General features: G+C 72.7%; 13 protein-coding genes. 9 read left to right on the top strand and 4 right to left on the bottom strand.

Annotation, left to right across the window (positions count from 1 at the left end):
• Positions 1-57 precede the first annotated feature (57 nt).
• The 4 genes from A4R43_RS08300 to A4R43_RS08285 are packed head-to-tail and all read left to right on the top strand — an operon-like array spanning position 58 to position 4,865.
• Complete coding sequence (locus A4R43_RS08300) at positions 58-930, top strand: LysR substrate-binding domain-containing protein (protein ID WP_113697434.1); 873 nt, start codon at positions 58-60, stop codon at positions 928-930.
• Positions 931-941: 11 nt separating this feature from the next.
• Positions 942-3,521, top strand: a complete 2,580-nt coding sequence (locus A4R43_RS08295; RefSeq protein ID WP_113691780.1) for an FtsX-like permease family protein — start codon at positions 942-944, stop codon at positions 3,519-3,521.
• A complete protein-coding gene (locus tag A4R43_RS08290; RefSeq protein ID WP_113691779.1) occupies positions 3,514-4,209 on the top strand; it encodes an ABC transporter ATP-binding protein in 696 nt (231 codons plus the stop codon). The genes A4R43_RS08295 and A4R43_RS08290 overlap by 8 nt, the downstream gene beginning before the upstream one ends.
• Positions 4,206-4,865 carry an ABC transporter ATP-binding protein gene (locus A4R43_RS08285; protein WP_113691778.1) on the top strand — a complete coding sequence of 220 codons (660 nt, stop codon included), beginning with the start codon at positions 4,206-4,208 and terminating at the stop codon, positions 4,863-4,865. The genes A4R43_RS08290 and A4R43_RS08285 overlap by 4 nt, the downstream gene beginning before the upstream one ends.
• A gap of 306 nt (positions 4,866-5,171) precedes the next feature.
• Here A4R43_RS08285 and A4R43_RS08280 read toward each other — a convergent pair whose 3' ends face one another.
• The gene (locus A4R43_RS08280; protein WP_236808843.1) at positions 5,172-5,708 is read right to left on the bottom strand and encodes a GNAT family N-acetyltransferase; all 537 of its coding nucleotides are present in this window, start codon (positions 5,706-5,708) and stop codon (positions 5,172-5,174) included.
• A 13-nt stretch (positions 5,709-5,721) separates the two neighbouring features.
• Between A4R43_RS08280 and A4R43_RS08275 the strand changes: the two genes are divergently transcribed.
• From A4R43_RS08275 to A4R43_RS08265, 3 genes are all read left to right on the top strand, one after another.
• Complete coding sequence (locus A4R43_RS08275) at positions 5,722-6,306, top strand: helix-turn-helix domain-containing protein (RefSeq protein WP_113691777.1); 585 nt, start codon at positions 5,722-5,724, stop codon at positions 6,304-6,306.
• 77 nt (positions 6,307-6,383) lie between these two features.
• Positions 6,384-7,160, top strand: a complete 777-nt coding sequence (locus A4R43_RS08270) for an acetoin reductase (RefSeq protein ID WP_113691776.1) — start codon at positions 6,384-6,386, stop codon at positions 7,158-7,160.
• Positions 7,161-7,175: 15 nt separating this feature from the next.
• Positions 7,176-7,505, top strand: a complete 330-nt coding sequence (locus tag A4R43_RS08265) for a putative quinol monooxygenase (protein ID WP_113691775.1) — start codon at positions 7,176-7,178, stop codon at positions 7,503-7,505.
• Here A4R43_RS08265 and A4R43_RS08260 read toward each other — a convergent pair.
• Positions 7,493-8,485 (bottom strand): helix-turn-helix transcriptional regulator, encoded by a 993-nt coding sequence (locus A4R43_RS08260; RefSeq protein WP_113691774.1) that lies wholly within the window; start codon positions 8,483-8,485, stop codon positions 7,493-7,495. The two genes, A4R43_RS08265 and A4R43_RS08260, sit on opposite strands and share 13 nt — an antisense overlap.
• 53 nt (positions 8,486-8,538) lie before the next feature.
• On the opposite strand from A4R43_RS08260, the gene A4R43_RS08255 reads away from it, so the two are divergent.
• Positions 8,539-9,135 (top strand): DinB family protein, encoded by a 597-nt coding sequence (locus tag A4R43_RS08255; RefSeq protein ID WP_113691773.1) that lies wholly within the window; start codon positions 8,539-8,541, stop codon positions 9,133-9,135.
• Positions 9,136-9,150: 15 nt separating this feature from the next.
• Positions 9,151-10,215 carry a winged helix DNA-binding domain-containing protein gene (locus A4R43_RS08250; RefSeq protein ID WP_113691772.1) on the top strand — a complete coding sequence of 355 codons (1,065 nt, stop codon included), beginning with the start codon at positions 9,151-9,153 and terminating at the stop codon, positions 10,213-10,215.
• On the opposite strand, the gene A4R43_RS08245 is transcribed toward A4R43_RS08250, so the two are convergent.
• Together A4R43_RS08245 and A4R43_RS08240 are read right to left on the bottom strand one after the other, a co-directional pair.
• Positions 10,205-11,902, bottom strand: a complete 1,698-nt coding sequence (locus A4R43_RS08245) for a fatty acyl-AMP ligase (RefSeq protein ID WP_113691771.1) — start codon at positions 11,900-11,902, stop codon at positions 10,205-10,207. The genes A4R43_RS08250 and A4R43_RS08245 overlap by 11 nt on opposite strands.
• Positions 11,892-12,107 (bottom strand): MbtH family protein, encoded by a 216-nt coding sequence (locus tag A4R43_RS08240; protein ID WP_113691770.1) that lies wholly within the window; start codon positions 12,105-12,107, stop codon positions 11,892-11,894. Before A4R43_RS08240 ends, A4R43_RS08245 begins: the two co-directional genes overlap by 11 nt.
• Positions 12,108-12,135: the final 28 nt, after the last annotated feature.

Below are 12,135 nucleotides of genomic sequence, written 5' to 3'. Positions count from 1 at the left end.
CGCCGATCGAGCGCCATGTACAGCGCGACTCAGTGGGGGTGAGCATAAGCTTTGGTGATGCTCGAACTGCGCCGTCTCGCCCTGCTGCACCAGTTCGCCGTGCACGGCACGATCGCCGCGACCGCCGCCGCGAGCGGGTATTCGGCGTCGGCGGTGTCGCAGCAGTTGAGCGTGCTCGAACGCGAGGTCGGTCGCACCCTGCTGGAACGCACCGCCCGCAGCGCCACGCTCACCGAAGCCGGGCACACGTTGGCCGCGCACGCGGCCGTCATTCTCGACGCGGCCGAAGCCGCGGAAGCCGATCTCGCCGGGACGAGCGTGCGTGGCCGGGTGGTGGTCAGCACCATTCCCACCGCCGCCGCGGCGTGGGCGAGCGCGCTGATCGAGGTCAGCCGCGCGCATCCCGACCTGGAACTGGTGGTGCACCAGCACAGTCCCGACGAAGCACTGCGGCGCCTGCGCACCCGCGAGACCGACCTCGCCGTGGTGGACGAGTGGTCGAACCACATACCGCGCGAACCCGGGCTGCACCGGCGCGAACTGCACCGCGATCCGCTCTACCTCACCGGTGATCCCGCCGGGGGCACGTGGCTGTGCGCGCCGCCGGACCAGCCGTCACGCCCCGGCACCGACCGGCTGCTGCGCGAACTGGGCATCGAACCGGCGGTGCGCTGGGAGTTCGACGGCCTGCCGATGATCGCCGCGCTGGTCGCGCGCGGTGCGGGCGCGGCGATCCTGCCCGGTCTCGCGCTCGCGGGCACCGGCCTGCCCGCCACCCCGCTCGACCGGCACCGGCGCATCGACGCGGTGCTGCGCCAGGGATCGCGCACACGCCCCGCGATCACCGCCGTACTCAACGCACTGCACACCTTTGTCACGAACACAGCGAAAGTGGCCAACCCGGCGGATTCCGGCGGTGTGGCGCGGTAACGTGCGGTGCCATGCGCAGTCGCAGGGGGCCGGCCACGTCCAGGAACGCTCGCCGCGCCGGCCCGTGGCGCAACGCCCCGCGTGCCGCGTTGTCGAGTCCGCTGACCCTGCTCGTCGCCGGGGTCACCGCGTTGCTGTCGTGCTTCCTGGCCGGGGCGGCGGTGCTGCACGCGTCGGCGGCCGGTGGCGCGACGGTGTCCGCGCAGGCCGAGATCACCTGCCCCGATCTGTACGGGCCGTCGTTCACCCAGCGCGGGGTCGACCCGGCGACCGTTCCCGCCACGCTCGAGACAGTCCGGCGGCACGCGCCCGCGCACGGTTTCGGTGAGCCGCGGGTCGCGATGTACACGCCGGATCTGAGCAACGTCGAATTCGCGGGCACGAACTACAAAACACGCCTCGGCTACACCGACGGCGGTCTGGACCAGCTCGCGCTCGCCGACGGCAGCCGCGCGCCCGGGTTGTGGATGGGCAAGGACCTGTTCTCCCAGGCGGGGCTGAGCCTCGGCGCGCGGGGTGCGCACGGTGCGCTGCCGCCGGTCGTCGGCGTGTACCAGGACCTGGTGAACCCGGCGCCGCGCTGGTGGTGTTCGCAGCAGGCGCTGGCGGTGCAGCAGCGGAAGGTCGATCCCGCCGGTGGCGCGATCGTGTTCGCCACCGACCGCGACAGCTTCTTCCAGGCCGCGGCCGCCGCGGGCGCGCCGGGGCTGGAGTCGATGCGCATCACCTTCGACACGCCGACTCCGGCCACCGTCGCCGAGGCGGAGGACCAGACGCGGCGCGCCGGTGAGCTGGTCGCCGCGGTCCGCGCCGACCTCGGGCCGGGGACGCGGCTCGACGCCGGGACGCCGTTCGGGATCTCGGTGGACATCGCGAGCCAGGCGCAGGAGAACGTGCGCGACTCGATCCTGCCGCTGGCCGCGCTGAGCGTGCTGGTCGGGCTCGGCGGCATCGGCACCGTCGGGCTGCAGTGGTACCAGCGGCGCTACCGGCACGTCCGGCTGCACGTCACGCGCGGGTCGGGGCCACTGGCGGTGGGCGGGCTGGCGGTGGCCGAACTCGGCACCGCGCTGCTGCTCGGCGGCGCGGCGGGCACCGCGCTCGCGCACGTCCTGCTCGGTGTCTACGGGCCGCCCGGTGCCGCGAGCGCCCCGGCGAAACTGCTGTCGGTCGCCGTCGCGGCCGGGGTGCTGGTGCTGTCGGTGCTGTTGCTGGCCGGGGTGGTCGCGGTGCGCGTGCACCGGGAATTCCAGCTGGGCCGGGTCGCCGGTGGGCGCGCCCGGCAGGTGCTGTTCTGGCTGCCGTGGGAACTGGGCGCCGCCGCGCTGGCGCTGATCGGCTGGCTGCGGCTGACCTCGCGGCCGCCGGTGACGGCCACCGAGCCGGTGCCGCCGATCGATCCGATCGCCCTGACCTACCCGGTTTTTGTGGTGCTCACCGCCGGGCTGGTGGCCGCGCGGCTGGGGTGGCTGCTGCTGGCCGCCTCCCACCGCGCGCGGTTCTGGTCGCGGCCCGCGCTGCAGCTGGCGATCCGGCGGCTGGCCGGGGCCCGCGCGCCGGTGACCGGGGTGCTCGTGATCGGGGTGCTGGCGCTGGGCACGCTGGCCGCGGGCAACGGTATCGCCGACGGGCAGCGGACCGCGCTGGAGACCAAGTCCGGGCTGTTCGTCGGCGCGAACTCCCGTGCCGACACCGAATCCACCGTCGGCACCGGCGAGGTCCCGCTGCCCGAGGCGTTGCGCGGCAACAGCACGGTGGTCGGCGAGCTGACCGGCACCGGCAGCGTGGTGCTCGTGGTGGACCCGGCCACCTTCACCGAATCCGCGTGGCTCGGCGATTTCGACCCGGCGCTGCTGGACCGGCTCGGCCCGCCGGGGCCGGACGGCGTGCCCGCGCTGCGGGTCGGGCACCGGCCGGGACAGCGAGCCGAGCTGCCCGGTCTCGGCGACGCCGCGCCGGTCGCGGACCTGACGGTGTTCCCGATCATCGGTGGCAAGCCGGGGTACGTGATCTCGCGGGCGGCGCTGACCCCGCAGCAGCTCACCGGCGTTCCGAAGTGGACGGTGCTGTCGGAGCTGCCGCTGGCCTCGCTGACCGGCGCGCTGGCCGCCGCCGATCTGGCGCACCCCAACGAGCTGAGCCGCCAGACCGCGCTCGACGCGCTGCCGTTCCTGCTGGTCGAGTGGACCTTCAGCTTTGTGGTGGTGCTCGGCGCGGTGCTGGCGGTGGTCGCGGTGCTCGCGCTGCTGGTGGCGGTCGAAGTGCGGCGGCGGCAGAACGCGCTGGCCGGGGCGCTGGTGCTGCGCATGGGGATGCGGCCGCGTGCCCTGTTGCGCAGCCACCTGATCGAGCACGGCGCGCTGGCCGGGATGGCGGTGGTGACCGGTGTGGCATGCGGGGTGGCGGTCGCGGCGATTTCGGCACCGCGCTTCGACCCGGCGCGCTGGCTGGCGCCGCGTTCGGCCCCGCCGGACCCGACGCTTTTTGTGCTCGGCGCGGTCGCCGCGGCGGTGCTGGTGGTGGCCATGGCAGGCTGGATCGCGGTGCGCTCGGTGCGTACCGCCCGGACCGCGGAGTTGCTGCGTGCCTGACGTTCCGATGTTCCAGCTCCACGGGGTCGGCGTGGACTACCCGACCCCGGCGGGGGTGGTGACCGCCGTGCACGACGCCGCGTTCACCGTGCCGCACCGGGGGCTGACCGTGCTGGCCGGGCCGTCCGGTTCGGGCAAGTCGACGCTGCTGCGGGTGCTCGGCCTGGTCGACCGGCCCGCGCGTGGCGTGGTCCGCTTCGACGGCACCGACACCACGCGCCTCGGCCACGCCGCCCGCCGTCAGCTGCGGCGTGATCACCTCGGCGTGGTTTTCCAGCAGCCGCTGGACAATCTGCTGGAGTATCTGTCCATTGAGGACAACCTGCAGGCGGCGGCGCGGTCCGCGCGGCGGTCGTGCGACGCGGCGGCGATCCTGGCGCGGCTCGGGTTGGCGCACACCGCGGACTGGCAGCTGACCGCGTTGTCCGGCGGTCAGCAGCAGCGACTGGCCTTCGGGTGCGCGCTGGCGCGTGGTTCGGCGGTGGTGCTGGCCGACGAGCCGACCTCACAGCTGGACGAGGCGTCGGCGGACCTGGTGCTGGAGACGATCGCGGACCTGGTGGCCGACGAGTACACCGTGGTCGCGGCCTCCCACGACGACCGGTTGATCGCGCTCGGTTCGCGGGTGGTGTGGTTGCGCGAAGGCATGGTGGACGGGGTCGAGGACCGGAAGGGGCGAGCGGCGTGACCGAGCCGGCGCTGCGCGCGGTGGGCCTGCACCGGCGGTTCGCCCACCCCAGTGGTGATGTCGAGGTGCTGCGGGGGCTGGAGCTTCAGGTGCACGCGGGTGAGCTGACCACGGTCGCGGGGCGGTCGGGGTCGGGGAAGAGCGCGCTGCTGGCCCTGCTCGGCGGGTTCGATTCACCCGATTCGGGGGCGGTGTACCTGGACGGGGTGCCGATTTCGGAGGCGCCGCCGTGGCACACGTGCGCGGTGCTGCCGCAGGCGCTGGGCCTGGCGAACGAGCTGACGGTGGCGGAGAACGTGGCGCTGCCGCTGCGGTTGCGGCCCACTGGTGAGGACATCGGCGCCAGGGTGCGCGAGTTGCTGGGCGCGCTGGGCATCGGCGAACTGGCTGAGCGCTATCCGACGGAGGTTTCGTTCGGGCAGCAGCAGCGGGTGGCGCTGGCGCGGGCGGTCAGCGCGCGGCCGAAGGTCCTGCTGACCGACGAGCCCACCGCACACCTGGACGGCGCGAGCATCGGCCCGGTCCTGCGGCTGCTCCGGGGGTGCGCGGCCGAGGGCGCCGCCGTCATCGCCGCCACCCACGACGACCGGGTGCACGAGATCGCGGACCGCCGAGTACGCCTACTGGACGGCGTCCTCACCGCCGCCCTGGACTGACACCGCCGCCTGGCCGTGTCACGAAAGCCACATTCGAGACGTTTGGCGTCTCGAAAGCCACATTCGTGACACCGCCCGCCCCGGGGCGCCCCGCGAACACGAATGTGGCTTTCGGGGCCGATTCCGCCCCCAAAGCCACATTCGTGTCCATCGGCCACCACCCGGGATCCCAACGGGAGGCGGGGCACCCCACCCGCGCAGCCGCCCAGAGCCCCCCTTCCCCACCCCGATCCACAGCCAAAACACGGCGAAGGCCGCCTTGTCAAGGTACGTTCCCCAGCCTTGACAAGGCGGCCTTCGCCGTCGTCACAATCGGCCCCCGGGGTGGCTCCCCAACTCCTTCTGCCACAACCCCGTGTCCAGCCACCGCCCATGCTTGAACCCCACCTTCGACAGCCGGCCCACTTCGCGGAAACCTCGCCGCCGGTGCAGTTCCGCTGAGGAAGGGTCGCCCGTGTCGGCGATCACCGCGATCACCTGGCGGATGTCCGCCTCGGCGCAGCGCGCGAGCAACTCGTCCAGGAGCGCCCCGCCGAGCCCCTGTCCGGCCGCCTCGGGTGCCAGGTAGATCGAGTTCTCCACGCTGTGCCGGTACGCGGGCCGCGGCTTCCACTGCACGCAGTACGCGTACCCGGCCACCGCGCCCCCGGACTCGGCCACCAGGAACGGCAGGCCCGCGCCGACCACGGCGTCGAAGCGGCGCTCCCACTCCACCGCGTCCGGCGGGGTCAGCTCGAAGGTGGCCACGCTGTTCCGCACGTAATGCGCGTAGATCTCGGCGATCGCCGGGAGGTCGGCCCGGGTGGCCTCCCGCAGGGGCTTCACTATAGCGGATGAGTTCACTACTATAGCGTAAATGGATCTGGTGGCGTTGGGCAAGCGCGTTCAGGCGCTGCGCGTGGAACGGGGCCTGAGCCTGCAGGCGCTGGCCGACCGCTCGTCGGTCAGCCCGAGCATGCTGTCCTCTGTGGAGCGTGGCGAGAAGGCGTCCACCGTCGTGGTGCTCGACCGCATCGCGAACGGGCTCGGGGTGCGGCTGAGCCGGTTGATCGAGGACCCCGAAACCCAGCGCATGGTGCTGCGCCGCGCCGGCGAGCAGGACATCGTGCACGAACCCGGCGGCTGGCTGCGGACGATACTGACCCCGGTGATCCCCGGGGTCAACTTCGAGTGGATCGCCGTCATGCTGCCGCCCGGCTGCGAACCGGGCACCTACGGCCCGTGGGCCGCCGGTTCGCACGAGTTCATCGCGGTGTCCGAGGGCGTGCTGACGATGACCGTCGACGGCCGCGAAATCAACCTGGCCGCGGGCGATTCCCTGTACCTGGCCGCCGACCTCCCGCACGCCTACGCCAACCGGACCGGCGAGATCTGCCGCTACCACGTGGCCGCGTTGATCATGCGGCCACGCGGCACCGGCACCACCGCTGTCTCAAACTGAGACAGCGCGACCCTGCCGGTGCCGCCGCGGCCTGCCTACCTTCCGTTCTAGCCCAGCGACCACAAAGGAGTCATCGCATGAGCAAGAACGTTCTGGTCACCGGTGCGGCACGAGGGATCGGGAAGGGAATCGCGCTGCGGCTCGCCGCGGACGGGCACGACGTGGCGGTCAACGACATCGCCGCCAACGAAGCCGAACTGGAGACCGTCGCCAAGGAGATCCGCGACGCCGGGCGGCGCTCCGCGGTGGTCACCGCCGACGTGTCGGATCCGGCGGCGGTCACCGGCATGGTCGCCGCCACCGCGGAGGCGTTCGGCTCGCTGGACGTGATGGTGGCGAACGCGGGCATCGCGCAGGTGCTGCCGCTGCTGGAGGTGACCCCGGAGGACTGGGACCGGATGATGGCGATCAACGCGCGCGGCATCTTCCTGTGCTACCAGGCCGCGGCGAAGCAGATGATCGAGCAGGGCAACGGCGGCAAGATCATCGGCGCGGCGTCGATCGTGGCGCACCGGCCGTTCGCGCTGCTGGGGCACTACTCGGCGTCGAAGTGGGCGGTGCGCGGGCTGACCCAGGCCGCGGCGATGGAGTGGGCCAAGCACGGCATCACGGTCAACGCCTACTGCCCCGGCATCGTCGGCACCGCGATGTGGGACCTCATCGACGAGAAGCTCGCCGAGTCCGAGGGCCTGCGCAAGGGCCAGGCGATCGAGAAGTACTCGAACCTGATCCACCTCGGCCGGGTGTCTGTGCCGGAGGACGTGGCCGGGTACGTGTCCTATCTCGCCTCCCCCGATTCGGACTACATGACCGGGCAGTCGGTGATGATCGATGGTGGAATCCAGTTCGCCTGACCCGAAAGGAGCGTCATGATCTTCATCACCGCGAAGTTCCGCGTGCTGCCGGAGCACGCGGACCGGTGGCCGGAAATCTCGCGTGCGTTCACCGAGGCGACCCGCGCCGAACCGGGCTGCCTCTGGTACGACTGGTCGCGCAGCCTCGACGACCCGAACGAGTACGTGCTGGTCGAGGCGTTCCGCGATGACGACGCCGGTGCGGCGCACGTCAACTCCGAGCACTTCCGGACCGCGCAGCGCGAACTGCCGCCGTACCTCGCGGAAACCCCGCGGATCGTCAACGCGAAGGTCGACCAGGACGACTGGTCGGAGCTGGGCGAACTGGCCGTTCAGCGCGACTGACCCGCTTCGCCGGTGCGCCGCCGATCCGCCGCGGCGGCGGCGTACCGGCGTGCCAGGTTCCCGAAGGCCCGCTTCAGCTCGGGCGGCCCGACGACCTCGATGTCGGCGTCGAACCGCCCGAGCGAGGCGGCCAGTCCCGCCCACGACCAGGAACCGGCCACCAGGCGGCACCGGTCCGGGCCGAGTTCCTCGACCACGCCGTCGCGCACGTAGCCGGACACCTGCTCGGCGGGCAGGTCCAGGATCACCTCGCCGCGGCACGGCCACTCCCCCGAGCCGGTCGAGCCCCGGAACCGGTTGGCCACGAACGCGGCGACGTCACCGCCGGGCAGTTCCCGCGGGGTGAACCGGGGTCCGGTGGGCACCCGCGGGGTGATGCGGTCGGCGCGGAAGGTCCGCCAGTCGGCGCGGTCGAGGTCCCAGGCGAGCAGGTACCAGCGCCCGCCCCAGGTGACCAGGTGGCAGGGCTCGACGCGGCGGGGGGTGTCCTGCCGCTGGTAGTCGAAGCGCAGCACCTCGCGCGCGTGCACCGCGGCCGACAGCGCCATCAGCACTTCGCTGGCCACCGGCGGGTCCGGGCGGGTGCCCGCGGTGACGGTGGTGAATTCGAAGGTGTCGATGCGGCGCCGCAGCCGGGCGGGCATGACCTGCCGGACGGTGGTCAGCGCGCGGGCGGCCGCCTCCTCGATCCCGGCGCCGGAGGTGGTGGCGATCCGCAGCGCGACGGCCAGCGCCACGGCCTGCTCGTCGTCGAACAGCAGTGGGGGCAGCTCCGAACCGGCGTCCAAGCGGTATCCCCCGTCCGGGCCCTTGATGGCCACGATCGGGTAGCCGAGTTCGCGCAGCCGGTCGACGTCGCGGCGCACGGTCCGCTGGCTGATCTCCAGCCGCTCGGCCAGCAGCGCGCCCGGCCAGTCCCGGCGTGCCTGGAGCAGCGAGAGCAACGACAGCAGCCGCCCGGAGGTTTTCACGAATTCCATTCTGCCCGAAGAAGAGGACACAACCTGGCCGCTACTCCTGCGAGAGTGGCCGGGTGCCAGAAACCACCGATTCGAAGGGCGTGCCAGCCGTGACCACCACCCTCGACACCGAGCGGGCCGAACTGCTCGCCGCGCTCGCCGACGCCCGCGCCGCGCTGATCGCCACCACCCGCGGTCTCACCGACGAGCAGGCGGCCGAGCGGCCGACGGTCAGCGCGCTGTGCCTGGGCGGGCTGATCAAGCACGTGGCGTCCATGGAGGACACCTGGGTGCGCTTCCTCGTCGAGGGCCCGTCGGCCATGCGCTACGACCTGCCCGAGGGCGTCACCTGGGCGGATTTCGCGGCCGGGACCGCGAAGGAGTACCCGCGGTGGGCCATCGACCACCAGAACGAGTTCCAGATGCTGCCCGGTGACACGCTCGCCGGGGTGGTCGCGCGGTACGAGCGGATCGCCGCCCGCACCGAGGAGGTCGTGGCCGGGCTCGACGACCTGTCGGCCACGCAGCCGCTGCCCGAGGCGCCGTGGCACGAGCCGGGCGCGGTGCGCAGCGCGCGCCGGGTGCTCATGCACCTGATCGCGGAGACCGCGCAGCACACCGGGCACGCGGACATCCTGCGTGAAACCATCGACGGCCAGAAGGCCGGCTGACCGAGGGGGAACGGCATGACCGGCGTGCTGACCACCAGGGCGCTCAACCGCGCCACCCTGGCGCGGCAGCTGCTGCTCGAGCGCGCCGGCGTGCCGGTGCTCGACGCGGTGTCGCACCTGTGCGGGTTGCAGGCGCAGGAACCGCAGGAGCCGTTTTTCGGGCTGTGGTCGCGGTTGCGCGCGTTCGACCCGGCGGTGCTTTCGGAGTTGCTGACCGGGCGGCAGGTGGTGCGCACGCACCTGATGCGCCGCACCGTGCACCTGGTCACCGCGCAGGACGTGCTGGCGTGGCGGTCACGGCACGATGCGATGCTGCGCCAGCGCGTGGTCGGGGTCTACCGGGCCGAGCTCGAGGGCGTGGACTTCGAAGAGCTGCGGGCGGCGGGCCTGGCGGTGCTGGCCGACGGCGAGCCGCGGTCGATGGGCGACCTGGCGCGCGCGGTGGCGGATCGCTGGCCGGACGCGGGCACGCGGGCGCTGGGTGAGCTGCTGGTCGCCGGGCTCATCCCGATGGTGCAGCTGCCGCCGCGCGGGGTGTGGCGGCAGAAGGCCGGGGTGCGCAACCAGCCGGTCGCTTCGTGGCTGGGCAAGGAGGTCGAGCCACTGGCCGACGACCAAACCGATCCGGTCGGGCAGGAGCTGGTGCGGCGGTACCTCGCCGCCTACGGCCCGGCCGCCACGGCCGATGTCCGTGCCTGGTCGGGCCTTGCCGGGCTCCCGGCCGCGGTGTCGGCGATGCGCGACGAGCTGGTGGTCTTCCGCGACGAACGCGGCCGGGAGCTGCTGGACCTGCCCGGTGCGCCACGCCCGGATCCGGACACCCCGGCGCCGGTGCGGTTCCTGCCCGCGTTCGACAACGCGATCCTCGGTTACCACGACCGGACGCGGATCATCGATGACGAGCACCGGAACCTCTCGGTCGCCGGTATCCGCGTGGTGCTCGTGGACGGCCGGGTCTCGGCGACCTGGACCGTGGCCGACGGCACGGTCCAGGTCGAGCCGCTGCGCCCGTTCACCAAGGCCGAGCGCGGCGGTGTCGAGGAGGAACGCGAGGCGCTGCAGGCGTTCCTCACCAGCTGAGCAGGGCGCCTTCCGCGTGCAGCGCGCGGCTTTTCGCGCGCTGCACCTTGCCGCTGGTGGTGCGGGGCAGGCCGCCGGGCTTGAGCAGGTGCACCGCGGCCACGCCGAGCTGGTGTTCGGCGGCGACGGCCGCGCGGATCACCTCGGTGAGCGGACCGGGGTCGTCAACGGTGGCGCCGCGGGCGGTTTCGGCCAGGATGCCGAGCCGGGTCTGCCCGCCGTCGGCGAAGGCGAACGCGGCGCAGCGGCTCGGGTCGAGCAGTTCGTGGCATTCGCCGACGGTCAGCTCGATGTCCTGCGGGTAGTGGTTGCGGCCGTCCACGATGATCATGTCGTCGAGGCGGCCGAGCACGAACAGCTGCCCGTCGCGGAGGAAGCCGAGGTCGCCGGTGCGCAGCACGCCGCCGCCGAACTTGGCCGCGGTGGCCTCGGGCCGCTGCCAGTAGCCGGCGGCGATGCTGTCGCCGGAGATCAGCACCTCACCCGGACGGTCCTCTTCGGACGGTTCGCCGGTCGCCGGGTCGACGATCCGCACCTGAAGGTTTTCCGGAACGCGCCCGCAGGCCACGATCCGGCGGCTCGCCACGCCTTCGGCGGCCGGGACCAGGCGGCCCGACTTCTCCAGTTCGAGCACGTCCAGGTCGAGGTGGCGCAGGTCGCCGGGTTCCCTGGCGCCGCTGACGTAGACCATGCCCTCGGCCAGGCCGTAGGCCGGGCTGATCGCGGCTTCGTCAAAACCGTGCGGGGCGAAGGCCTCGGCGAACCGCGCCAGGGTGTCGTGGCGAACCGGTTCGGCGCCGTTGACCGCGGCACGCCAGCTGCTCAGGTCCAGTCCGGCGCGCTGCTCGGCGGTGAGCTTGGTGGCGCACAGGTCGTAGGCGAAGTTCGGCGCGCAGCCGAACTCGCCGCGGTGGCGTGACACCGTTTCCAGCCACACCGCGGGCCGCAGCAGGAACTCCATCGGCGGGATCAGCGCGAGTTCGCCGCCGGTGTAGAAGGTGAGCAGCGGCTGCAGCAGGCCCATGTCGTGGAACAGCGGCAGCCAGCTGACCACGCGCAGTTCGTGGCCGGGTTCGACGCGGGCCATCCGCCACACCGCCGCGAGGTTGGCGGCGACGTTGGCGTGGGTGATCATCGCGCCCTTGGGCTCGGCGGTGGAGCCGGAGGTGTACTGCAGGAACGCGACGTCTTCACCACCGACGCCGGGATCGGTCCACAGTTCGGCCAGGTTTTCGTCCACTTCGGACACCACGAGCAGTTGCGCGGACCCGAATTCCGAGGCCGCGTCGGAGCCCGCGATCTCGGCGGTGGTGAGGATCGCGGAGGGGGCGGCGTCCTTGACGATGCCGCGCAGCCGCGCGAGCTGCTTGGCGCCCGCTTCCGGTGGCGGGACCGGCACGCCGATCACCCCGGCGTAGGCGCAGGCGAAGAACCCGGTGAGGAAGCCGACGCCGGTCGGGGCCATCACCAGCGCCCGCTCCCCCGGCGCGACCAGCTGCTGCAACTGTGCGGCCAGTGCGCGCACGCGGCGGTCCAGCTCGCCGTAGGTGGTCTGCTCGACCTCGCGGCCTTCGCGGTCGAGCACCACGACGGCCCGCTGCCCGGCGCGTTCGGGCAGGTTGCGGGCGAGCACGTCGGCGAGCGTGCGGTGCCCCTGGTCGGGGCGCAGCGGGTGGTTAGCCGGCATCGGCGCGGGCCTCCGTCCGCACACGCAGGCTCAGCGGCCGCATGTCGGTCCAGACTTCGCTGACGTAGGCGAGGCATTCGTCCTTGGTGCCCGCCTTGCCCGCGTCACGCCAGCCCGCCGGGTTCTCGCGGTGTTCCGGCCAGATCGAGTACTGCTCCTCGTGGTTGAGCACCACCCGGTACCGGCGGTCTTCCTCGTCGCTCATCGGTCCAGCCCTTTCCTTGTCCGATTTC

This window comes from Amycolatopsis albispora (assembly GCF_003312875.1).
Taxonomy (GTDB): domain Bacteria; phylum Actinomycetota; class Actinomycetes; order Mycobacteriales; family Pseudonocardiaceae; genus Amycolatopsis; species Amycolatopsis albispora.
This window is presented reverse-complemented; position numbering and strand designations above follow the sequence as displayed.

What these genes read in the sequence shown, in the direction of transcription:
- A4R43_RS08275 (WP_113691777.1), top strand. Translation starts at nt 5,722, where the DNA reads ATGGATCTGGTGGCGTTGGGCAAGCGCGTTCAGGCGCTGCGCGTGGAA.
- A4R43_RS08300 (WP_113697434.1), top strand. Translation starts at nt 58, where the DNA reads ATGCTCGAACTGCGCCGTCTCGCCCTGCTGCACCAGTTCGCCGTGCAC.
- A4R43_RS08245 (WP_113691771.1), bottom strand. Translation starts at nt 11,902, where the DNA reads ATGCCGGCTAACCACCCGCTGCGCCCCGACCAGGGGCACCGCACGCTC.
- A4R43_RS08250 (WP_113691772.1), top strand. Translation starts at nt 9,151, where the DNA reads ATGACCGGCGTGCTGACCACCAGGGCGCTCAACCGCGCCACCCTGGCG.
- A4R43_RS08260 (WP_113691774.1), bottom strand. Translation starts at nt 8,485, where the DNA reads ATGGAATTCGTGAAAACCTCCGGGCGGCTGCTGTCGTTGCTCTCGCTG.
- A4R43_RS08295 (WP_113691780.1), top strand. Translation starts at nt 942, where the DNA reads ATGCGCAGTCGCAGGGGGCCGGCCACGTCCAGGAACGCTCGCCGCGCC.
- A4R43_RS08270 (WP_113691776.1), top strand. Translation starts at nt 6,384, where the DNA reads ATGAGCAAGAACGTTCTGGTCACCGGTGCGGCACGAGGGATCGGGAAG.
- A4R43_RS08240 (WP_113691770.1), bottom strand. Translation starts at nt 12,107, where the DNA reads ATGAGCGACGAGGAAGACCGCCGGTACCGGGTGGTGCTCAACCACGAG.
- A4R43_RS08265 (WP_113691775.1), top strand. Translation starts at nt 7,176, where the DNA reads ATGATCTTCATCACCGCGAAGTTCCGCGTGCTGCCGGAGCACGCGGAC.